Origin of the sequence: Helicobacter enhydrae, from assembly GCF_001693335.1 — a bacterium.
GTDB classification, from domain to species: Bacteria; Campylobacterota; Campylobacteria; order Campylobacterales; family Helicobacteraceae; genus Helicobacter_G; species Helicobacter_G enhydrae.
The window spans coordinates 433,443-456,391 of record NZ_CP016503.1 but is presented as its reverse complement, the minus strand read 5'-3'; the positions used below and the strand labels follow the sequence as shown (position 1 = coordinate 456,391).

16 protein-coding genes are annotated in these 22,949 nt (G+C 41.0%); 12 read left to right on the top strand and 4 right to left on the bottom strand.

The window, feature by feature from the left end; genetic code table 11:
- Positions 1-325 precede the first annotated feature (325 nt).
- Complete coding sequence (locus tag BBW65_RS02100; protein WP_066339043.1) at positions 326-3,856, top strand: autotransporter outer membrane beta-barrel domain-containing protein; 3,531 nt, start codon at positions 326-328, stop codon at positions 3,854-3,856.
- On the opposite strand, the gene BBW65_RS02095 is transcribed toward BBW65_RS02100, so the two are convergent.
- Positions 3,853-4,041, bottom strand: a complete 189-nt coding sequence (locus BBW65_RS02095; RefSeq protein WP_066339040.1) for a hypothetical protein — start codon at positions 4,039-4,041, stop codon at positions 3,853-3,855. The two genes, BBW65_RS02100 and BBW65_RS02095, sit on opposite strands and share 4 nt — an antisense overlap.
- Positions 4,042-5,066: 1,025 nt before the next feature.
- Here BBW65_RS02095 and greA point away from each other — a divergent pair.
- Genes greA through BBW65_RS02030 form a run of 11 tightly spaced genes read left to right on the top strand, consistent with a single transcriptional unit; the run spans position 5,067 to position 13,600 of the window.
- Positions 5,067-5,567, top strand: coding sequence for a transcription elongation factor GreA (gene greA, locus BBW65_RS02080; RefSeq protein ID WP_066339034.1), 501 nt, complete (start codon positions 5,067-5,069; stop codon positions 5,565-5,567).
- Entirely contained in the window at positions 5,557-5,997 is a 441-nt protein-coding gene (dut, locus tag BBW65_RS02075; RefSeq protein WP_066339027.1) for a dUTP diphosphatase, read from the top strand. Before greA ends, dut begins: the two co-directional genes overlap by 11 nt.
- Before the next feature lie 7 nt (positions 5,998-6,004).
- Entirely contained in the window at positions 6,005-6,589 is a 585-nt protein-coding gene (locus BBW65_RS02070) for a hypothetical protein (protein WP_066339025.1), read from the top strand.
- Positions 6,573-7,580 carry a hypothetical protein gene (locus BBW65_RS02065; protein ID WP_066339022.1) on the top strand — a complete coding sequence of 336 codons (1,008 nt, stop codon included), beginning with the start codon at positions 6,573-6,575 and terminating at the stop codon, positions 7,578-7,580. Before BBW65_RS02070 ends, BBW65_RS02065 begins: the two co-directional genes overlap by 17 nt.
- Positions 7,580-8,233: a type III pantothenate kinase gene (locus BBW65_RS02060; protein WP_066339019.1), complete on the top strand. Its 654-nt coding sequence runs from the start codon at positions 7,580-7,582 to the stop codon at positions 8,231-8,233. The genes BBW65_RS02065 and BBW65_RS02060 overlap by 1 nt, the downstream gene beginning before the upstream one ends.
- Positions 8,220-8,897, top strand: a complete 678-nt coding sequence (locus BBW65_RS02055; RefSeq protein ID WP_066339015.1) for a sulfite exporter TauE/SafE family protein — start codon at positions 8,220-8,222, stop codon at positions 8,895-8,897. Before BBW65_RS02060 ends, BBW65_RS02055 begins: the two co-directional genes overlap by 14 nt.
- A 9-nt stretch (positions 8,898-8,906) precedes the next feature.
- Positions 8,907-9,449 carry a D-glycero-alpha-D-manno-heptose-1,7-bisphosphate 7-phosphatase gene (locus BBW65_RS02050; RefSeq protein WP_066339014.1) on the top strand — a complete coding sequence of 181 codons (543 nt, stop codon included), beginning with the start codon at positions 8,907-8,909 and terminating at the stop codon, positions 9,447-9,449.
- Positions 9,433-10,434, top strand: coding sequence for an ADP-glyceromanno-heptose 6-epimerase (gene rfaD, locus BBW65_RS02045; protein WP_066339013.1), 1,002 nt, complete (start codon positions 9,433-9,435; stop codon positions 10,432-10,434). The genes BBW65_RS02050 and rfaD overlap by 17 nt, the downstream gene beginning before the upstream one ends.
- On the top strand, positions 10,435-11,829 hold the full coding sequence (rfaE1, locus tag BBW65_RS02040; RefSeq protein WP_066339011.1) for a D-glycero-beta-D-manno-heptose-7-phosphate kinase: 1,395 nt from the start codon (positions 10,435-10,437) through the stop codon (positions 11,827-11,829).
- The gene (gene gmhA / locus BBW65_RS02035; RefSeq protein WP_083985998.1) at positions 11,826-12,383 is read left to right on the top strand and encodes a D-sedoheptulose 7-phosphate isomerase; all 558 of its coding nucleotides are present in this window, start codon (positions 11,826-11,828) and stop codon (positions 12,381-12,383) included. Before rfaE1 ends, gmhA begins: the two co-directional genes overlap by 4 nt.
- On the top strand, positions 12,380-13,600 hold the full coding sequence (locus BBW65_RS02030; protein ID WP_199919457.1) for an HD domain-containing protein: 1,221 nt from the start codon (positions 12,380-12,382) through the stop codon (positions 13,598-13,600). Before gmhA ends, BBW65_RS02030 begins: the two co-directional genes overlap by 4 nt.
- Here the strand turns inward: BBW65_RS02030 and BBW65_RS02025 are convergent, their stop codons facing one another.
- The 3 genes from BBW65_RS02025 to BBW65_RS02015 all read right to left on the bottom strand — a co-directional run bounded on the left by BBW65_RS02025 (position 13,601) and on the right by BBW65_RS02015 (position 22,818).
- Entirely contained in the window at positions 13,601-14,149 is a 549-nt protein-coding gene (locus BBW65_RS02025; protein WP_066339010.1) for a tetratricopeptide repeat protein, read from the bottom strand.
- On the bottom strand, positions 14,146-15,174 hold the full coding sequence (gene pyrC, locus BBW65_RS02020) for a dihydroorotase (RefSeq protein WP_066339002.1): 1,029 nt from the start codon (positions 15,172-15,174) through the stop codon (positions 14,146-14,148). The genes BBW65_RS02025 and pyrC overlap by 4 nt, the downstream gene beginning before the upstream one ends.
- Before the next feature lie 2,265 nt (positions 15,175-17,439).
- Positions 17,440-22,818, bottom strand: coding sequence for an autotransporter outer membrane beta-barrel domain-containing protein (locus tag BBW65_RS02015; protein ID WP_066339000.1), 5,379 nt, complete (start codon positions 22,816-22,818; stop codon positions 17,440-17,442).
- Positions 22,819-22,949 lie beyond the last annotated feature (131 nt).

Genomic DNA, 22,949 nt, shown 5'->3' with positions numbered 1-22,949 from the left:
CAACAAACACAATCAAAGCAAAAGATTGCACTGTGTGAAGTGGTGAGATTGGGGATTGATAGAGCTTGGTAGAGCTTTGGCAAGGATTGAAACCATTGGGTTTGATAGATTTGAGAACCTCCATTGTGTGTTTCAAAAATAAAAGTTTTATGAAAGTAAATGGAGTGTAAATATTAATTATAATTATTCTCAAAAATTTATTTTACATTCAAGAATTTTTTGATACCTTGAGATAAATTTTTTGCAAGGAGTAAAAGATGGAAAAAATAGAAACTAGGAAGCACAATCGTATGGGCAAAATCTCTCTCGGGGGGGGGGGGCAAAAATGAACAGCTTAAACAGTCCCTTATTCAAACCTCTTATTGCCACATCGTTGGCTTTGGCTCTCAGTGTGAGTGTGGCGAGTGCGGGAGATTGTGACGGCAGTGCAAGTGCGATCTGCTGGAGCACTACTAATGGCACAGATTTCAAACAATTCACGGGTTTAAAATTTGGACAAGAAGGGGGATACAATAAACTGCAATTTGCCACGCCTCCGGCAAGTGGGATTACGATCAGTGATTTCACTCTCAAATTTACACAGACTGGCGGTAATGGATCGGTTGGTAGCACTCCCGAAGCCTCTGTGGGTGGCAATAACGCTCAACTCAAACTCATTAATAAAGGTAATGGACTTCAATTAGGGAATGGATTAGGCACCCTCACTATTAATTTTGGGAACCATAACAGAAACTATAATGCAAAAAAAGCTATTCTAAATTTTGAAGGCACAACAACAGAAAATAGCTCAAAAATTGCTTTCAAGGGAAATATTAGAGTCATACCTAGTTATTGGTATGATAAAGTGGAGGCTACTTTCAAGGGAGATATGATAGGCAATATTGATTTATACAATAATGCTAATAACAACACTATCAAAACAATATTTACTTTTCAAGATGGGGCAAAACTCAAAGGCAATCTCACAACAAAACTCGTAGAGGGGCAACAAGATGGACAGAATCTAATCTTTGAAGGAGGTAGCGGAGGGATTGAAGGCAATATCCAAACTTATGGGCGTATTGGCAATACAGGAAGCACAGCTAATGATAATGTTGATGTTAATATTACTTTTAAAACACATAATGAAGGAAATACTACCAATACTATCAAAAAAGGAAGTAGAAACACAGGTACAGGAGAGATTCGAGCCGAAGCTGGACTAGGTGGCCAATGGCTAAACAATGCACGCAATCGAATCCTTTTTGAAAATAATGGAAAAATTGGAGAGGGCACAAGCAATCGTATAGATATCGTTGCATATGCAGATAGGACATATACAGCACAAGCTCACAATCTTATCCAATTCAAAAAACAAGCTACTCTTTATCTCGGAGTTTTAAGAGCAGTGGGGTTAAATACAACTAATCATCGCAATATCCTTAGTCTTGAAAATAATACAGACGCTACAAATATTCTCGACATTACAACAATCATTTCAGACGGCTCTAAAGGGCGTAATTACATCGGCAAAGGCTTTTTAACACTTGGAAGTGGTGGCACTGCCAAAGATTTGGCAATCAATACAAATGCGATAGATAATCCCTCTGCAACCAACATCGCCAAAGGGAAACTTACCACCCAAAGTATCGTAAGCAAAAGTGGTAGCAAAAATACCATTCTCATAGAGGAAATTGATGTTAGTAATGGAATCTTTGCAACAGGTGCTAATTCTAACAATACTATTTTTATCAGCAAAGGCACTGACAATACAATCGGAACAAATGGAATTACCAATGCAGGTGAAACAAGTGGCGGTAGTGGTCTTGATTATGCTATTTACACTGCAGCCAATGGAGCAAATAGCATTACTCTCGAAGCTTCTGCCAATCTCACCATAAAAAAGAAAATTGAAACAGTTGGTAATGGAAACACAACTTTCAATCTCAATGGCACCAACTCCACCCTCACATTAGAAGGCAACACCAATACCATTACCACTTTGAACAATGCTTCAACCGCAAGCACCTTGAAACTTGGCAAAGCTAGTGGAACAACATCTGAAACAACTATTGGTGGCATTACAAATGGTGAGAATCTTACAATCCAATTCTTAGGAGATACTGCAACCCTCAAACTTGGTGGCACAAACAATACAATCAAAGCCCTTGATTTGCAAGCCACAACAAATACCCTCAATATCACATCAGGCAAAACCACCATTACAGATCCAGTAAATAGAGATGGTAGCAAAACCTTTAATGTTGCATTCAGTGGAGACAATTCCACCCTCACACTCAAAGGCAATAAGAATCACATCACAACTTTAAAACTTGATGGTAGTGCCACAAAAGCCACTATTGATATCGCAAGTGACAAATATCCCAATCCTAACACCCCTGCAGGCAACACTCGCAATTTCAACCTCCTTGAGATTGGAACAAATAATGGTGAGGGACTTACTGCAAGCAATCTCACTTTCAAAGTCTTTGTAGATCCCCTAGCAACTCAAGGAAGTAGCACAATCGGAGGGGAGACAACAGGAGCAAGTGGGACATATGGAGTTGCCCACTCTGATCGCATTGTGATACATAGTGCAACTACTGCAGGCACACCTTTGAAAGAAAATCTTGTTGTCATTGTAGATCCTGAAAAATATAATGGAATCGAATATGGAGCAGACACAGGAACAGAAGAAACACAGAGGGTGAGAAACATCGCTGTTGCGACTGTGAAAAATGGATCTGATGACAAGCCTTTGGTTAAATTTGAGGCAAAACATTCTGATATTGGTGGAGAAGCGGTAACAATCGAATTAAGGGAAGCAAAAACCAATCAATATGGGAAACTTCAAGGTGAGAAAGGTTACACCACTTATTTCTTAGGCAAAATCATCAGTCTTGGAGTCACTAGATCCACCCAAAAAGCAGTTGCCTCTGCTCTTGCGATTAATTATGATTTGTATGTTGCAAACTTCAATTCTCTCAACAAACGAATGGGAGAGCTAAGAGATAACACAAACTCTCAAGGAATATGGGCTAGAGTGTTTGGAGGATTGCAAGAGTCTACATTTGGAGCAAAACTTCACACTCAATACATTAGCACTCAAGCAGGATATGATTATGCTCTCAATCTAGAGGGGGCTAGGAATTATCTAGGACTTGCATTCTCTTATATCAACTCAACAGGCACGAGTGGAGATGAGGATCCGATAGATGAGCTCTATCCCACTTCTCTATCCAATGTCCAATCCAATGGTGCAGAAGTGGCTCTTTATAACTCTTATGTGAGTGATATGGGAATCTACAATGACACCATTGCCAAATTTAGCTATATCACTTCAGATTTTAAACTTAGCAATAGTGTAAAAGATAGCCAAACAAACAATCTAGGATTCACTCTTTCCAATGAAGTAGGCTATCGCTTCATCCTTGGAGAGAAGCAAGATTATTTCATCGATCCACAATTGGAGATAGGTTTGGGTTATCTTAATCAATCCAACTTCATCGCCAACCTCAAAGCTCTTACAGGAAGAATCAATGAGCTAAAAGCCAATCAAAACTATATTCTTTTGGCTAGAACTAGAGCAGGAGCAAGCTTTGGCAAAAAGATAGTAGAGCAAGGCAAAAACATCTCCCTCTATGCTGGAGCATTCTATGAATATGATTTCATCGATGGTGGAAGCAACAAAATCACCACCACAAGAATCCAACACACCAACCCTGCACTTGAATCTAATGGTAGAGTGGTGCTCAATCTAGGAACCAATCTAGAACTCAATCAATCCACTAGAGTGTATATGGATATAGAGAAAAGCTTCGGAGATAAACTCAGAACCCACTTACAATTCAACCTAGGAGGAAGGTATAGTTTCTAGAGCACGAGCTCTAGAAAATTGGATTCTTTGCTTGAGATTGATTTGGCAGAAGCACACTTTTGAGGGATTCTAGAATCTCTAGGACTTCCTTTTGGAGTTGGCTTGAGAAGTTGTGTCCTTTGGTGCTGTTTGATTTGTTTGCTAGTTTTTGGGATTGGTTTTGCAGAAGCACACTTCTTAGTCATTGAAACTTACTTTGCTTTTTTCTATAAGGGGGACAAGGGGGTTTATTGCGAGGCACCCCCCTTATCCCCCTTAAAATCCCCCAAACCCCTGCCCGCTTTTTGTGTGTTACCCACATTACTTTGACTTTGTTTTGATTCTTTGGTGTTTCAGGTTTGTTTTTTTGATTTGAATCTAGATTCTTAGAATCTTTTTGAAAACATTCTTGATTCTTGATTCTTTGGTTTCTTAGAATCTTTTTACAATTTTTTAAAAAATCACAAAAATATAAAAATCCTTACTAAGTTATAAAGGCAATGCAAACCGCTTCCCAAACCAACCTTGTAGAACCCAAAAAGATTCCAAGTCAATGTAATCTTGAACGAGCCTTGCTAATGCAATGCTGGGGTTATGGGGGTTGTTAAGGGGGATAAGGGGAACGCTTGCTATAAGTTCCCCTTGACCCCCTTAAGAGAGATGCTAGGGGATTCTAGAATTGCATAAAGGGTGGTTTGCTCAAGCCAACTTGAAAAAGAACCCTAGATTCTAGAATCACCAAAAGAACAGAGCTCCACAAACCAACTTCAAAAGAAAAACACCAAGCCAAGCTTGAAATACCCCAAAGTCGTGCCTTATCCAAACCAAGCTTGAGAAATTAAAAAATGTGCTTTTGTAAAAGCAAACCCCAAAAATAAACCCGAAAAGATTCAAAAATTGCCACAGAGCAGAGTTCCCCAAGTCAAACCCAAAAAGCAAATCAAAGATTCTGGCATTGCCACAAATCCCATTTGTGCAAAACACCATATTTGCTAGTCATTTTTTGCGACTGGATTCTTTTATCAAGATTGCTTTTACACAAGCATAGTCATCAAATCCTGCTTTGTCCCCCCCCCCTTATCTCCCCCACAAGTGCATTTGCAAACACAGAATGGCAATGTTTGATGTAGTTTGAAGCCCCAAAGGCGATGAACTTCTACAAAATATCTAAGAATATAAGAACTTTTGATATGATTTTGTATCTCAAGCAGACTTAGCATAAGGGTGTAAAATGAAAGAACCAATGACAAATTATGGATATGAAATACTATGCCAAGAACTCAAAAAGTTTAAAGAAGTCGAGAGACCAAACATTGTCAAAGAGATCGATGTTGCTAGATCTTATGGCGATTTGAAAGAAAACGCAGAATACCACGCTGCAAAAGACAAGCAGTTGTTCATTGAGGCGCGCATTGCCGAATTGAGCGAGATTTTGGCAAATGCACAAGTGATTGACCCTAGCGTGTTGCCACATGATAAAGTAAGCTTTGGAAGCACTGTGAAAATCCTAAATCTCAGCAATGACAAAGAAACCACTTACACGATTGTCGGTGGGATCGAGAGCAATCCATCCAAAGGGCTTATCTCTTTTGGCTCACCGATTGCCAAAAGCCTGTTGGGCAAAGAGGAGGGGGATGAAGTGACAATCACTCTACCCAACGGAGAAAATGAATATGAGATTTTGGAAGTCGGATACAAGCCCATTGATTTTGGAGAGCCAAATGCAGATTAAGGTGAAAAAACTACACCATCTTGCGAGGATACCGCGATACCAAAGTGTCGGATCGGCTGGGTTTGATTTGCATAGCGTTGAGAATGTCAGAATCAAGCCAAAGCAGTGGAAACTCATCAAAACAGGCTTGGCGTTTGAGTTTGATTCTGATTTTGAAATGCAAATACGATCAAGAAGTGGGCTTGCTTTGAAAAACGGCATCGCAGTGTTGAACGCTCCCGGAACGATAGATAGTGATTATCGCGGTGAGATAGGGGTGGTTTTGATCAATCATTCTGAAGAGGAGTTTGAGGTGGGTATAGGAGATCGCATCGCTCAAGGTGTTTTTGCTCCCGTGATTCAGGTGGAGTTGATAGAGAGTGAGGTGTTGAGTGAAACAGAGAGGGGAGCAGGGGGGTTTGGTAGTAGCGGGGTCGCATCCAAAAAGTGAGGTAAAAATGAAAATCAAAGAAGAAATGCAAGAAGTAAAAAATAGACTTGAAAATGACGAAAAGATGTTAGTGAGTGTTTTAAAAATCGAAAAAATATTGAAAAAATACAAAGGTGTCTTTTTTGCGGTGTTGGCTTTGCTAGTCGGTGGTATGGGCTTGAGTTATTATCTTGATTATCAGCAAGAGGAGCGAGCGATAGAGACAACTAGGATTTTGGATAATTTTTTGCAAAACCCAAGTGATGAAGATCTGATGTCCAAACTCCAAAGCCACAATCAAGAGCTTTATGAAATCATTCTTTTGGCTCAGGCTTTGCAAACGCAAGATGTTGATTCTCTAAAGTCGCTCAAGCAGTCTTCCAATGCCTTTGTTGCCACCACTTCAAGCTATGAGTTAGCTTCACTAGAGAAGGCTTTTCTAGCAGAGGTCAAATATCAGGATTATCAAGATTTGGCAAATCTTGAGCAAGGCTATCTCTTGCTTCTGAAGAATCAAAGGCAGGAGGCAGATGCTTTGTTCGATCAAATCGAGCCAAACTCTCCGTTGAGAGATGTTGTTTTGAGGGTTAAACACTATGGCATTACGCACTAAAAGCATTGTTTTTTTTGTATGTAGTCTGTATTGGGTGATGACGGGGTGCAGTCAGAAAGAGTATTTTCAGCCACAAGAGGTGAATGGAAAATATAGCTTCACAAACACTTTGCCTGCCACAATCGTGGATATTGCATTGCAGGGTGCGACTCTTGAAAACGGCAATCTCATCACTCAAGATGGACTCCAAGATTTCAAACTTGCACCCAACGAGAGTTTTGTCGGTTATGAGGCAGGATCAATCATCACTTCCTATGCTTGCAACACCTTGCGTATCTACAACAAATCCTATGCGCTTACTTCTGAGATTGAGCTCCCTTCTTGTCCGATTGGTGCGTCTATCAAGGGAGATCAGCTTACTTTGATAACCAATGAAAATACGATCTTTGTGTATGAGCTAAGTAGCAAAAAAGAGCTGTTTAGCAAAAAGCACAACACAACTTTGGCGGTCAATTCTATGATCTACCCTCCTGTGTTTTTTGGAAACAAAGTTTTTTTCCCAATGCTAGATGGCAATGTGATCGTGCTTAACCTCAAAAATATGGAAATAGAACGCACGATTGTGGTGGGAACAGAAACCTATTTCAACAATATTATTTTTTTGGAAGTCAAAAAAGATGTGATGATTGCTGCAACAAGCAAAAGGATTTTGAGCTATTTTGGAGGGAGTGATTATAGTTTGGATGAGGAGATTCGCAGTATCAAAGTGCTAAATGACAGAATCTATCTCACCACCCTTGATGGACAAATCAAAGAATTGGATCTAACCCTCAAGCCTCTAAGAAGGCTCAAGTTCCCTTTCGCTTCGTTGCCACTCTTGTTGATCAAAGATGGCGAGTTGTATGCACTAGAGGATGGATCAGGCTATCTTATCAAAGTCCGTATCAAAGACTTTGTGCCATTGATCTACAAAATGGATCTATCCAGAGGCAAAAATCCTTTTTCCCAACAAAACAAAATCTATTATGAAAAGCAATATGTGGAGTTCTGATGATGGATTATGTGCTTTGTGATATTGGCAATTCGTTTTTGCATTTTTATCACAATGGGCACATTTGGCAAGAAAAGCCAGAGCAGTATCACAAGCCGATCAATCAGCAGATTTTTTATATCAGCGTGAGTCCTACAAACCTATCTCATTTTTTGCAAATCAATCCAAATGCGATCGATTTGGCTCCTTATTTTGAGCTTGAGACAGAGTATGTGGGGTTGGGTATCGATCGTTTGGCTGTTTGCTGTGCTATAGAAAATGGTGTGATTGTTGATGCAGGGAGTGCGATAACGATTGATGTGATGGAAAATGGCAAGCATTTGGGTGGATATATCTTGCCCGGTTTTGGGAGCTATATACAAGCTTATTCCCAAATCTCTCCGGCTTTAGATGTGATGCCTGATCTGTCTATGGATTTGCATTTGTTGCCACAAAATACAAAAAGTGCATTGGGGTGGGGGATGCTTAGAAGTGTTGTGGGGTTGATTTCAGAGGTTTCTGCTGATAAGCCTATTTATTTTTTGGGGGGCGATGGGAAGTTTTTGTCGCGGTTTTTTCAAAACTCTCTATACCATCAAGCATTGCTTTTTGTGGGAATGCAAAAAACTTTGGAGAAAAAAGGCTTTTTGAAGGAGTGTCGTGAATCCATTTGATTATTGGTTGATTGCCAATATCGCTTTTTTTTCTTCAATCTCTCATTGTGTGGGGATGTGTGGTGGCATTGCATTGGCTTTGAATACCAAGATTGCCAAAAACAGACAAAATGCATGGCTTGCCAATTTGCTTTATAACTTTGGGCGTTTGACTTCTTATATGCTCATTGGTGCATTGTGTGGGGGAGTGGGGGTTGTGTTTGAAATCACGCCATTGATCAAAGGGGCTGTGCTGATGGGGATTGGAAGCTTGATCGTGCTATTTGCTTTTTTGTTTATTTTTGCACCCAAACAGATTGCTAGGCTTGAGCCAAACCTCCAAAACAATTATCAAAGTTTTTTTAAGAGGCTCTACCAATCTTACAAGCCATCCAGCTATTATCTGATCGGGATTTTGAATGGATTTTTGCCTTGTGGGATCGTGTATTTTTTTGCCCTCATTGCATTGTCAAGTCAAGGGGTTTTTGAGGGGGCGTTGGTGATGTTTGTGTTTGGGATGATGACTTTTGTTCCTATGTTGTTGCTAGGCTTGATCTCTCAATTTTTTCTCAATCTCAATGCCTATCGTTCGTTTTTTCTGAAACTTTCGGCTTTGATGATGTTTGTTATGGGGATTTATACTTTTTATAAAGGAATGCAGACTATAATCTTGCTAGATAATTGAGGGATACAAATGGAAAAGGCTGTCTTTTTTGATCGTGATGGAATCATCAATCGTGATTATGGCTATGTGTATGCACAAGAGGATTTTGTATTTAACCCTAGCATTTTTGATTTGTTGCGATTTTTCAAAGAACGAGGCTATCTTCTGCTTGTAGTGACAAACCAATCAGGGATTGCACGAGGGTATTACACAGAGGAAGATTTTTTGGATTTGACAGATTTTATGCAAAGCCAACTCCAAGAAAAACTAGGCTTTGGTTTTGACAAAGTGTATTATTGTCCGCATTTGGAGGGTTGCACTTGTCGGAAGCCTGATATTGGGATGATTAGAAATGCGTGTTGTGATTTTGCGATTGATTTGAGCCAAAGTCTTTTGATTGGCGATAAAGTCAGCGATATTTTGACAGCTCACAATGCAGGGATTGGTGGCAAATTTTTGCTCACACATCAAAAGACAGATGAGGCATTGAGCGGAGTTGAAAACTTGTTTATCGTGCGACATTTGGAGGAGATCGCTCAAATCATAGAGGAGGAAAATCGTGTATATAGCTGACACATTGGAAAACAAAAAGATTTTGATTACAGGGGGAGCGGGATTTATCGGTAGTTCTTTGGCGTTTTATTTCCAGAAACATCACCCCAAAGCACAGATAGTTGTGCTAGACAAATTTCGTTCTGATGCGACTTTTCCAAGTGGAAACCCCACTTCTTTGGGGCATTTCAAAAATTTGATTGGTTTTGGTGGTCGCGTTGTTTGTGCCGACATCAATGATCATCGCGTGATGCAGTGTCTTTTTGATGAGTATCGTGGATTTGATTATGTGTTTCATCAAGCTGCGATCTCTGATACGACAGCTTTGAATCAAGAGCAAGTGATGCAAACCAATCACGATAGTTTCATCGTTTTGTTGCGATTGACTTTGCAGTTTGGGGGCAAAATGATTTATGCCTCAAGTGCTGGCACCTATGGGAATTCTCCCGCTCCAAATCAAGTCGGCATTGGCGAGGAGCCTGAAAATGTCTATGGGTTTTCCAAGCTTTGTATGGATATGAGTGTCCGAAAGATTTTGGGTGATACGCCCTCAAGCTCTGTGGTGGGATTACGTTTTTTCAATGTCTATGGTCCTAGAGAGTTCTACAAAGGCAAAACCGCCTCGATGATTCTGCAGTTGGGACTACAAGCCCTCACAAGCAAAAAAGTCAGATTGTTTAAATTTGGGGAGCAACAAAGGGATTTTGTCTATATCGATGATGTGGTCCAAGCCAATGTGAAAGCCATAGAGGGAGAGAGTGGGATCTATAATGTCGGAAGTGGTGAGTCTAGAAGCTTCAATGACATTGTGGCAAGGCTCAAGAGACATTTGGGGGAGTTTGAAGTGGAATACATCGACAATCCTTATACTTTTTATCAAAACAACACATTAGCAGACATCGCTTCCACCAAAGAGCGTTTGGGGTATTGCCCACGCTTTAGCCTTGAGGATGGGATCGATGACTATATCGATGAGATCAAGACGCTTGCGACAAAGGCATTCTAAATGAAAACGCCCAAAATCTTGGTGATTGGCGATTTGATGATTGATCACTATATCGTTGGAAATTGCTCACGCATTTCTCCTGAAGCACCCGTGCAAGTGATTGAAGTCTCCAAAGAAGAAAATCGCCTCGGAGGTGCGTGCAATGTGGCAAACAACTTGATTGCACTCGGTGCGGAAGTTGCTTTGTGCGGTGTGATTGGTCAGGATCATAAAGGGCAAGAGTTGCTAGAGATGATGTCAGCACTCAATATACAAACCTCGATGATTCTAGCCGATGCGAAGCGTCCGACAACCCAAAAGAGTAGGGTGCTAGTCTCACATCAGCAGATTTTGCGTGTGGATCGCGAAAGTCGCGAAGCTCTTGATGAATCGATATTGGAGAGTTTGTTTGCAAACATTGTAAAAGAGATTGATTCTTTTGATGGGATGATTTTGTCTGATTATGGCAAGGGGGTTTTGACTGCACAAATGTGTGAGAGGATCATCAGACTTGCCAATGAGCACCGCAAGATTGTTTTGTGCGATCCTAAGGGGAATGATTACTCCAAGTATCGCAATGCCACTCTTTTGACGCCAAACAAAAATGAGATTTATGAAGCAACAGGGATTGCTATCAAAACAGAAAAAGATATTGTGCAAGCACTGGAGTTTCTCAAGAATCAATGCCAAATCAGATTCCCATTGGTGACATTGAGCGAGGATGGGATTGCGATTTTGGAAGATGAGATGAGAGTTTTCCCCACTTGTGCAAGAGAGGTGTATGATGTTACTGGTGCTGGGGATAGTGTCATCGCAGGTTTGTGCTATGTGTTGAGTCAGGGAGGGAGTATCAATCAGGCTTGTGAGTTTGCCAATATTGTCGCAGGTATCGTCGTGGGGAAGGTGGGGAGTGCTGTGGCGACACAAGAGGAGATTGGGAGTTTTGGGCGAGGTAAGATCTTGCAGACACGCATTGAGGATAAAATCATTGAGAGTCCCAAAGAGTTGCCAAAAAATTGCAAGATTGTTTTTACAAATGGTTGTTTTGATATTTTGCACCGCGGACACACTCAGTATTTGCAACAAGCCAAAAAGCTAGGGGATGTTTTGGTTGTGGGGTTGAACACTGATGATTCTGTGAGGGCGATCAAGGGTGCAGATCGACCGATCAACGCACAAGAAGATCGTGCGTATCTGTTGGCATCTTTGGAATGCGTGGATTATGTGATACTTTTTGATGATTTGACGCCACGCGATTTGATTGGGCAGATTATGCCCTCAGTCCTTGTCAAGGGGGCAGATTATGAGGGCAAGGAAGTTGTGGGGAGCGAGTTTGCCCAAGAGGTGCATTTGATCGAGTTTTGCGAGGGTAGAAGCACCACAAGATTGATTGAAAAAATAAAGGAGCAGAGATGATCAAAACAGAGATACAAGAACATTTGCTAGTGACGCAAAAAACTTTGGAAGTTTTGGCTTCTGAGATTGAAAGATTGGCAGATAAGCTCATAGAAGTGCTAAAAAATGGCAACAAAATATTGATATGTGGGAATGGAGGAAGTGCAGGGGATAGTCAGCATTTTGCCGCAGAGCTTACAGGGCGATACAAGACAGAGAGGATAGGGCTACCTGCGATTGCTTTGAGCGTGGATACTTCAGCATTGACTGCCATTGGCAATGATTATGGGTTTGAGTTTGTTTTCTCAAGGCAGATTCAGGCATTGGCAAAAGAGGGGGATGTGGTTTTTGGGATCTCAACAAGTGGCAATTCTCAAAATGTCAATAACGCACTTAGAGAGGGCAAGAGGTTGGGGGCTTTTTGTGTAGGGCTAAGCGGAAGAGATGGAGGGGAGATGAAGGGCTTGTGTGACATCAATGTGATTGTCCCAAGTGAGCATACGCCACGCATTCAAGAGATGCATATTTTGATCATCCATCTTTTGTGCCAAAAGATTGATGAGGCTTTTGTATGATGGACACACAAGATCAAGGTGCCAACATCGCACCAAAGATGACCCCTGCTTTTTTGAAGCGTCTTTTTGTCGCCTCTTCGATTCGGAGGTGGAATGATCAGGCTTGCCCTGTGGAGTTTGTGGAGCTAGACAAACAAGCACATAAGATTGTGATCGCTTATTTTTTGGCAAGATATGAGGAACATTGCAGGGGGGTGGAGATCGATTGGGATAAGATGATTGATTATTTTTGCTTTGAGTTTTTTGAGCGTGTGGTCTTGACAGACATCAAACCCCCAGTATTTCACAAACTACAGCAACAGCACCGCAATGAACTTGCAGATTTTGTGCTAAAAGAGCTAGAGGAGGAGATCTCTTCGTATGCAGTTTTTGAGGATTTGGGAGCTTATTTGAAAGCCCCTCCCAAATGTATCGAGGTAGAGATTTTGAGGGCAGCACATTTTTATGCGTCAAAATGGGAGTTTGATATGATTTATCATTTCAATCCGATGATGTATGATGTGGAAAATATCAAACGCATTATTGACAAAGAAGTCGAGCAGTTTTATCACTTGAGCGGTGTTCAGCAAATCGTGATGTATAAAAAAAGCCGTGAAATCATAGATATGTTTGGGCAATTGCGATTTCAAAAGCGTTGGAGCCAAACGCCAAGAGTGCCACAAACAAGTGTGCTAGGGCATACTTTGATGGTTGCGATTTTGGGATATTTTTTGAGCTTTGATTTGCAAACAAGCCAAGCGATGCGGATCAATCATTTTTTGTGTGGGCTTTTTCACGATCTGCCAGAGATTTTGACACGCGACATCATCTCTCCTATCAAACGAAGTGTCAAAGGGCTTGATGAGCAAATCAAAAAGATTGAAGAAGAGGCAGTGAGTGAAAAAATCCTCAAAAATGTTCCATCAAACATTGCAGAGGATATTATCTATTTCACTCAAAATGAGTTTTTGAATCGCTACAAGGTGGAGCATTTTGTCCATTTTGCCAAAGATGCCAATCAGCTTTTGTGCGAACACAATGGAGAAGAGGACAATGCGGTGTGTGGCGAGTTTTTGAAATTTTGTGATCAGTTGAGTGCGTTTTTGGAAGCACGCATTTCTATCGCACATGGTATCTCAAGCGATGATCTTGTGCGAGGTTCAGAAGCTCTGTATCATCAGTGTAGCCACAAAGAGATTGCCAATGTGGATTTGGGGAAATTGTTTAGGGATTTTTAGCTATTTCATCGCACGATAGGCTTGACATCCCCTGTCGTATCCATAATTGCAGGATTTGAGATAAAAATCTAGAGCTTTTTTGGAATCAAAAGGCACTTCTCCGCGTCCAAACTCATACATAAAACCTATGTTATAACAAGCACCCCCGCTTTTTTTGAGGCAACCTGCTTCAAAGGCTTCAAAGGCTTTGTTGTAGTCTTGCTCGACAATCTTGCCCTCATAATAATAGATGCCAAGTTTCCAGCACCACGCTCCATCTTCATCCAAACAGCGTTGTTTGGCTTCTAGGATCGTCAATTCTTCGCGTGTGATGGGTTTGTTGTTTTCATCGACAAGGATTTCTTTGCCATCTTCATCGATGATGGTTTTGTATTTTGGTTTGGGTTTGGATTTTTTGAGCGTGATTGGTGGGAGGAGTTGGTATTTTGGCACAGGGATGGTGTGGGTCGTGGTTTCGTGACTTCGTTTTTTGACATAGGGGTTGGAGGGATCTTGTGGAGTTTGTGCAAACAAAATAGAGGCACAAAGAAGTATCACAGCATATTTCATACCCTCTCCTTGCCCACAATGCTCCATTGTAGTGTTTGACCAGCATTAAGCGGGATGATCTGATCGTTTTGATGTTGGAGTGCTTGGGGGATCGTGTGCGGAGTTTTTGCAAGAGTGATTTGGTATTGATGGGGCAAAGCAAGATCGTAGTTTTTGATTGCATTATCGCTCACAAAAGTTTGCAAACGCTCTAGGGCATCGTATCGCTCAAAGAGACTGCAAAGCTGTTCTAACGCACTGGGTGCAGAGAAAACCCCAGCACTACCTTGATGAGAGAGTTTTTTGCTCAAAAGATGAGGGGCACTATCAGAGCCGAAGCTGACTTTGGGGTGTGCGTTGAGTGCAAGGTGGAGCAAAGCATCGCGATCTTTTGGGCTTTTGAGGATAGGTTTGCAGAACAAATGGGGATTGAGCCCTTTGCCCAAAAGATCATCCAAAGTCAGGGTGATATGATGTAGCGTGAGTGTCGCAAAGACATTGGGGTATCGCTCTAGCGTAGGGATTGAGCGTCTATCGCTTAGGTGTTCGATGATGATTTTGAGATGTGGGAATTGCGTAGCGATTTCGTGAATATAGGGCAGGAACTCAAATTCACGATCTAGACTATAGCCATTGCTTTCGGCGTGTATGGAGAGGATGAAGCCTTGATTTTGTGCCTCCTCCAAAAGCTCCAATGTCGTAGTATCCAAAATCTCACTGATTCCACTTTGAGAGTTGGTGGTCGCTCCTTTGGGGTAGAGCTTGAGGATATTGATCCCTTCTTTTTTGGCTTTTTGCAATTCTGTTTTCTCAAGTGTTGGAGCAAGGTATATGGTGAGAATGGGGAAAAAACTAGCTTCTAGATGTTGGATCTCTTGCTTGTAGTGCATCGCCATTTCTGCGGTGGTGATTGGGGTGGTCAGATTGGGCATCACAACGCCACCTACAAAACTTCTAGCGCTAAAAGGCAAAACTGATTGGAGTATCGCACCTTCTCGGAGATGGAGGTGCATATCTAGGGGGTTTTTGAGTGTTAGAGTTGTCATAAAAATCCTTATATGAATTCGCTTGTATTATTCTAAGATTTGAGAATAAATATCATCAGGTTTGGGTGTCAAAAATTGAATTTTGTGTTTTCTTTTTGGAGTTTGGTTTTTGCAAAAGTGCATTTTTTGATATTTCAAACTTGGTTTGATCGTTTTCTTGGGGGAGGGGGGGGGTTATGCTTTTTAGGTGATTCTAGAATCTCTTAGATTCTCTTTTTGGGTTTATTTTGGCAAAAACCACGCTTTTTGATTTTTTGTGCGTTTGGCTTGAAACTTTCTTTTGAGTTTTGGTTTTGCAAAAGCACATTTTCTAGTTTCTCAAGCTTGGCTTGGAGTTTTTCTTAAGGGGGATAAGGGGAACTTAAAGCAAGCGTTCCCCTTATCCCCCTTAACAACCCCCATAACCCCAGCATTGCATTAGCAAGGCTCGTTCAAGATTACATTGACTTGGAATCTTTTTTGGGTTCTACAAGGTTGGTTTGGTCAGCAGTTGTTTGTGCTTATATTGAAATAGTGAGGGTTTATAATTGATTAGAGTTTGCAAAAAGATTCTAAAGATTCTAAGAATTAGCAAAGAAATACAAGAATCTAGAATCAAAGTTTTTCACAAAGATTCCAAGAATCTAGATTCAATTCAAAAACACAAGCTAGATACAAATCAATAAATCTAAAATCAAATCAAAAAACCACCAAACAAGAATCAAGCTCAAACATTGCACTCTATCGTTGTATTGTCACACAAAAAGCGGGCAGGGGTTTGGGGGATTTTAAGGGGGATAAGGGGGGTGCCTCGCAATAAACCCCCTTGTCCCCCTTATAGAAAAAAAGCAAAGTCGGATTTGGAAACTAGAAAGTGTGCTTTGGCAAAGCCAATCTCAAACAAAAGAATCAGATTGCATTGGAATCCTTTTGGCTTCTACAAGGTTGGTTTGGTCAGCGGTTTGCCGTGATTGTATGAAATAGTGAGGATTTTTGAAGTTTTGGTTTTGTATAATCATATTTGTGTTGGAGAAGGACGCTTCCTTGTGAAATGAGGTGGTAAGTATGGATTTAACATTCCAACTTATAAGGCTTCTGCTAGCTTTGCTAGAGCTAGCAAAAGCTATCCTTGAGCTTTTGGCTCAATAACATAACTTAAACAAGAGGCATTATACTCAATCTAGCCAAAGTTTTAGTTAATCTTCAACACAGCAAACTATACAAGGAAGTAAGTCCATAAATGGAGGCTAGATTGGGTGGAGTTTATCTCCTGCCTCTCCTTGTAAGTTTATCCCAACAATACAATTTCCAAATAATCAAAGAATTAAGATTAAATCTGAAACACCAAAGAATCAAAACAAAGTCAAACTAATGTGGGCAACACACAAAAAGCGGGCAGGGGTTTGGGGGATTTTAAGGGGGATAAGGGGGGTGCCTCGCAATAAACCCCCTTGTCCCCCTTATAGAAAAAAGCAAAGCAAGTTTCAATGACTAAGAAGTGTGCTTGTGCAAAACCAATCTCAAAAACTAGCAAACAAATCAAGAATCACCAAAGAGTATAGAGCCTATCAAGCCAACTCTAAAATGAAGTCCTAGAGATTCTAGAATCGCTTAAAAGTATGCTTTGCCCAAACCAAGATTCAACAACACAAGAATCCAATCGCAAAAAATGACTAGCAAATGGCGTTTTGCACAAATGAGATTTGTGGTGATTCTAGAATCTCTAAGATTCTCTTTTTTTGGTTTGGCTTGAGGAAAGCACATTTTCTAGTTTTTCAAGCTTGGCTTGGTGTTTTTCTTAAGGGGGTCAAGGGGAACTTATAGCAGCGTTCCCCTTATCCCCCTTAACAACCCCCATAACCGCATTAGCAAGGCTCGTTCAAGATTACATTGACTTGGAATCCTTTTTGGTCCTACAAGGTTGGTTTGGTCGGCGGTTTTCATTGCCTTTATAACTTAGTGAGGCTTTGCGTTTTATGGTTTGTTTGGCGTTGAGGATTAAGTATTGAGTTTTGTAAAACACCCCTGCCTATTGGACAATAGGCAGGAAGGAGATTCTAAAGAATCTAAATGAAAACAAACAGCACAATATTTGTCTGCAGGAGCATTCTAAGGGGCATTTGACACCAAATGCCCCACCAAAGGCTCGATACTTCTTGCAAGGAATGATGATCCCTGTCTCCCTTTTAGCCCCCTTGCCTTTATAATTACCCCTCATTTAACCCCCAACGCCAAAGGCTTTAGCCCCCTTTGCTTTTGAATCACTCCCTTTTTTTCAGAATCTCACTACTTTTTAGTCGCTTTTGTCCCTGTATCCTCTTTGACTTTTTCGGAGGTAGTAGGCACTATTTGAGCTTTTTCTGTTTCCTCTGCAGGAGTGTTCTCTACTTTCAAAGGAGCAGCGTTCTCTACTTTCATACTCTCATCACTTGTTTTCTCTCCAAAGCTGTATCTAGCTCCTAGATTGACTTGATAATCTGTAGTGATTTTGCCACCAAAGCTTCTTTCAAAGTCAAGATAGATCCTAGTATTGTCTTTGACTTCAAAGTTTGTCCCTACATTGATCACACCTCTCATCGTAGAAGTGAGTGCGGTGAGATAGTTAGTCTTTTGCAAATCTGTAGTAAAGGCAATCTGCCCACCATTGAGATAATCATAAACAAAGTAAGTTCCTACATAAGCACTTGCTTTAAATCCTTTGCCCTCTGTGAATTTGTCAAACTTGTATCCATAGCTAGCACCCGCTCTACCACGAATCGTAAAGATATTGCCCTGCTTGCTATCAAGATAAGCTTGTCCCAATGTTTGCCTCATATTGGTTTCATTGAAATAACCAAATCCAAGTTCTGCTTGAGGATCGATATACCATTCTTTGTCATTGCCTAGGATAAATCTGTATCCCACTTCTTGACTAAGAGTGACAGCCCAGTTGTTGGTGTCATAAGACTTGCCATCACCTAGCATTTTGATATTGCTAAGAATGTAGCTAAATTTGACAATGCTATCTGCATACAATCCATTGGCATATCCATTGTCACTGCTTCCACCATTTTGCACATAGGCATTGTAGAGAGCAAGTTCGATTGCATTGGAAGTGACAGAGCTAATCCCTTTGTCAAATCCATCTATATCTTTGCCTCCAACTTTATCTGCAATGGAGTTTGCATAAGAGAGAGCGATACCTGTGTAGTTTTTGGCATTCTCTAGATCGAAGTCATAATCATAACCTGCTTGGATTGTCGTATAGATTGTCTGCATCTTGAGTGCAAACTCTGTCGTTTCCATACCATTAAAAATCCTAGCCCATCCACCTTGATTGTTTGGATTGTTTCTTAGATCTCCCATTCTTTTGTTCAAAGAATTGAAGTTAGCTAGATAGAGAGCGTAGTTTGAGCTGAGTGCAGTGGCACCTGCTTGTTGGTTGGCTTGTGAGGCACCACGAGGATTCACGCTTTTGATGAAGTAGGTTTTGTAGCCATCGCCATCAGATCCACCATTGAGACCTGTTGTGATACCTTCTGTCAATGTTGTCCCAACAACATCATAGCCTTGAATCTGTGTGCTACCTTCAAATGTGATGTTTGAAGTTGCAGCTACTGTAGCCACCGCAATGTTTCCTGCTATTTCTGTTCCTCCACCCTTGTAGCCAATGCTTGCTGCTGATGAGCCTTGCTTGTAGAATGCTCTGATGTATTGTGTTTGGTTATTGTCGCCACCATAGACAATCACCCTACCAGAGTAGATGTTTCCATAAGTGCCAGTTCCACCAGAGCTAGCTTGACCCCCAAGCGTCGCTGTGCTTTGATCTGCATTTGGATTGACAAGAATGGTGAAAAGAGCACTAGTGTCTCCTTTGAGACCACCATTGCTAGGATTATCCTTGTTTCCGATTGTCATTAGGTTGAAGCTTGTGCCATCAAAGTTGATAGTATCAAACGCATTTCCACCTGTTACCAAGTCAATCACGATATTTCTTTGATCAAAAGGGTGCTTCACCGCATCTTGTCTATAGTATGTTTCACTGCCTGCAATCTTTTTGAGATTGAGTGTCTCTAGGGATAGACTCTTTATAGCATTGCCTTGATCATCTGTAACATTGGCAATCAGTGCAGATCCAGAATTCATAGTCAAGGCGATATTAGACCCTTGAGCAAGTGAAATGCCGCCAACAAATGCGGATTTGCCACCCAACACGACATCATAGACTTTGCTCTGTGTGTTACCAAGACTTGAGATGTCTCCTACCGCCAAACCATTCACAGAGACAGTGTCTGTTTGTTCTGTTCTAATGGTTGCAATCGTCACATTGTGGCTTTCATATCCGGGGCGTTTGAATTTGTCAGCATAGTGTTCAAGAATACTTTTTTTCCCGAGTCCCTCCACTCGATCGTATGTGTCAATGATTTTATCTTGGAGTGTGAGTTTCACACCATTGCTATAGGTAGAACCTAGCACTTTATTTTGCTCAATGTCTGTGCTACCACTTGCAAAGCTATCTGCGTTGGTGCTTTTGCTTGCAAAGATTAGATTGATGATACCGCCATTGGCATAATCGATGTTTGCTCCCACTGCAGTTTCAGCTGTATTGACTTTGCTTGTTTGACTTCCCTGTATCACAATATTGGTTATACTATTTTTGCCTGAAATGATATTAAATAGAGGGATTGTAGTGACATTTCCTAAGGCTTGGGCAGTTGTTCTCAAAACAAGATTGACATTTCCGCCATTGTTGGTGAGAACACCGCTATTTGGATTTTCATCACCGATAGCAAAACTAGAAGCTCCTTTTGGTCGTGCAGGCGTTGCGACAGGATTCCATAGGACATTTTCCAAAATGACATTGGTTGTATTGCCTTGGGTATTGGTGATATTGCCATCAAGACCGCCTTTGTGTGTGGTGCTCACAATCTTGATGTTTTTGGTTCCACCACCTGCAATATTTCCATCGATTGCCCAATCAGTAAGCTGTGCGTTTGACAAATCAAGATAAATATTTGCATTTCCTGAAATAGCATTATCCGTAGAAGAAATGACTGCTTCTGTCTGAGTGCTTGCTGCTTTGAAAGAAATGGAGTTCAATCCTGTCTCAGAAGCCAAAACACCACCTCTAATCGTAAGCGTGCCCACTAAAGCATTATCTGCATTGGTGAAATCAAAACCAGGGATTCCATCAGCATTCAAATCATTTGCACTTGCTCCCTCTCCCAACAATCCTTTACCGATGTAGTTGCGACCGCTGTTGTTGGCAGAAACTGCACCTGTGATGTTGAGGGCATTTGTCCCAGTGCCATCAAAGCTAAGGATATTATAGACTTGGTTATCTGTCCCTGTGATTGCTTGGAGACCTGTGAGTGTCAATGTATTGGAGGTTGTTCCGGCAAATCTCAAGAGGTTTCGAGAGTTGTTGCTTTCAGCTTTAATCATTCCGGTGAGTGCTGTAGTGGTTCCGACAAAATTGATTTTGTTGGCACTTGCACCACCAAAATTGGCTGTAATGTTTCCAGTGATTGCAAGGTTGTCTTTGGAGTTGATGATATTTTGTCCATTTGAAGCTGTGACATTGCCTTTGATTGTGATGTTTTGGAAATAAATAATATTCTTGGCACTATCATTGGTATTGGTGCTAATGTTTGAAGCTTGGAAAGTTCCCATTGCGACATTGCCTGAGGAGAGATTCAATATCGGAGTTAGGACACCTGCACTATTTTCACCAAGTAAGCCTTTGCCGATGTAGTTCCCCCCATTACTACTTGAGATATTATTGACTTCTAGGCGATTGTTGGCACTAGTATTTTCAAAGCTTAAGATGTTGTTGCCACTAGAAGCATTGACACTGAGGTCGCTGAGATAAATTTCATTATTTGTTGTGCTATTAAGAAACAGATAGTTGGAGCTGCTGCCACTTGTTGCAGTCATAGAAACTTTGCTACCGGCTGCTCCTATTCTCGTGGTATTCCCACGCAAATTGAGTTGGTTGCTCCCTGTGTCACCTTGAGCTGTGATTGAAGTGTTGATCGTATTGGTGCCCGCAGAAGTATTGGTTCCATAGATATAGTTACTTCCACCATTTGCCAACACTCCGCCACCGATTGTCAAACTATCAGCGAAGATGATGTTTGTGCCCTTGTTTCTATTCCATTGGTCTGCATAGACTTTTTGATCCACTCTTAGATTCTCTGTAGAGATGATGTTGCGTTGAGTGTTCCAAGATTTGATCCCATCAGCACCTGTGACATTAAGAGTGTCGATAAAGATTCCATTGATACCGCCACCTTCGGCGGCAGTTTTGATAGCCTCAGCTGTGAGTGTGCCATTGGCTCTGAGTGTTTGAGCAAGTGTTTTGATTGCATTGTAGTTGTTGCCTTTGAATGTGGCTTCATTGATTTTAGTATCATCTATTACTAAATCTTTTGCAGTTTCTTGACCGCTATTTGCTCCATTTGCAAACTTCAAAAGCCCCTTACCGATGTAGTTGCGACCTGATGGACTTCTCACTTCGATTGTGTTGATGTTAAGATCACCATTTGTGCCACCCTCAAGGCTGATGATATTGAGGCGTTCTGCACCTGTATAATTTTCTATTTGCAATTTATCTAAAAAGAGGGTGGCTTGTCCTTTGAACTGGATAAGATTATAAGATTGTGCACCGGAAAAATAGTGACCTCTTGTCCATCGTGGTCTTGCGATAATGCTCACACGACTAGTTTCATTTTCTCCGATTTTTCCATTGCCTTCAAAAAGGATTCGGTTATGAGCATGGTATTGTTGAGGAATATCTGCACTTTTTGCACCTTCAGCTAGAATTATATTATCATCTGCACCAGTTCCTTTTTTGATAAAGCCTTCTCCTTTGAAGGTAATATTGGTTGTTGTTGTACCGCCCATAGTAGCGTCTATATTCGCAATGTCCAAAGCAGCACTAGTTTTAATACTTCCTTCTATGCCTCCCCTTTCAAATGTGAAATTCTGTCCTCCTTCTACATATTCTACTCTTAGATTCCCTTTTAAGCTTGCTCCATTTTCAAAAGTGAAATTTGTTTTGGCTTTTGCAGCTACACGCCGATATCCGATGCTTTGTCCAACAATCTTAATATTACCTTTCATATCTCCTTTGAAAGTGGCTATGACTTCATCATTGGTAGAATTCCCAGCTTTGATTTCAATATTGCCTTTGAGGGCTGTTTTTGGTGTGCTACCTGCTGTATTGGGTGTAGTGCCTTCAAAACTTAAAGTGGCTTTGCGTGCAAAATTTTGGGCTTCATATTTTCCAAAATCAACAGCAAGGGTGCTAGTTCCTGCACTGCCTAATTGGAGTCCATTACCTTTATTAATGAGTTTAAGTTGAGCATTTTGCCCACCTATAGAGGCTTCAGAGCTACTTTGTTGTCCCTCACCACCATTATTTCTAAATTTGAGAGTGAAATCACTGATCGTAATCCCTTGTGCTGGTGCTGCAGTATATTTAAGTTGATTGAATTGATTGCTTCCTTGTCCTGTTGGTGCAATTGTCAAACTCGTGAATTGTTTGAAATCTGTGCCATTGGTAGTGCTATAGCAGATCGCACTTGTGTTGCCACTTGGACAATTATCTGCTCCACTTGCCACACTCACACTGAGAGCCAATGCCAACGAAGTGGCGATGAGAGGTTTGTAAGATTTCATCATACCCCCCCCCCTACAGAGATTTTTCGCTTATTTTGTGCTGAATTTTTCATTTAAAACACTCCTTAAAATACTGGATAAAGATTGAGATATTTTGTGTATCCAAAATATCAAGCCTTAAAATTAGATAAACA

Excerpts from the sequence above, each read along its gene's own strand:
- BBW65_RS02100 (WP_066339043.1), top strand. The coding sequence starts at position 326 with ATGAACAGCTTAAACAGTCCCTTATTCAAACCTCTTATTGCCACATCG.
- BBW65_RS02070 (WP_066339025.1), top strand. The coding sequence starts at position 6,005 with ATGAAAATCAAAGAAGAAATGCAAGAAGTAAAAAATAGACTTGAAAAT.
- rfaE1 (WP_066339011.1), top strand. The coding sequence starts at position 10,435 with ATGAAAACGCCCAAAATCTTGGTGATTGGCGATTTGATGATTGATCAC.
- BBW65_RS02050 (WP_066339014.1), top strand. The coding sequence starts at position 8,907 with ATGGAAAAGGCTGTCTTTTTTGATCGTGATGGAATCATCAATCGTGAT.
- BBW65_RS02065 (WP_066339022.1), top strand. The coding sequence starts at position 6,573 with ATGGCATTACGCACTAAAAGCATTGTTTTTTTTGTATGTAGTCTGTAT.
- pyrC (WP_066339002.1), bottom strand. The coding sequence starts at position 15,174 with ATGACAACTCTAACACTCAAAAACCCCCTAGATATGCACCTCCATCTC.
- BBW65_RS02025 (WP_066339010.1), bottom strand. The coding sequence starts at position 14,149 with ATGAAATATGCTGTGATACTTCTTTGTGCCTCTATTTTGTTTGCACAA.
- dut (WP_066339027.1), top strand. The coding sequence starts at position 5,557 with ATGCAGATTAAGGTGAAAAAACTACACCATCTTGCGAGGATACCGCGA.
- gmhA (WP_083985998.1), top strand. The coding sequence starts at position 11,826 with ATGATCAAAACAGAGATACAAGAACATTTGCTAGTGACGCAAAAAACT.
- BBW65_RS02095 (WP_066339040.1), bottom strand. The coding sequence starts at position 4,041 with ATGACTAAGAAGTGTGCTTCTGCAAAACCAATCCCAAAAACTAGCAAA.
- BBW65_RS02015 (WP_066339000.1), bottom strand. The coding sequence starts at position 22,818 with ATGATGAAATCTTACAAACCTCTCATCGCCACTTCGTTGGCATTGGCT.
- BBW65_RS02060 (WP_066339019.1), top strand. The coding sequence starts at position 7,580 with ATGATGGATTATGTGCTTTGTGATATTGGCAATTCGTTTTTGCATTTT.
- BBW65_RS02030 (WP_199919457.1), top strand. The coding sequence starts at position 12,380 with ATGATGGACACACAAGATCAAGGTGCCAACATCGCACCAAAGATGACC.
- greA (WP_066339034.1), top strand. The coding sequence starts at position 5,067 with ATGAAAGAACCAATGACAAATTATGGATATGAAATACTATGCCAAGAA.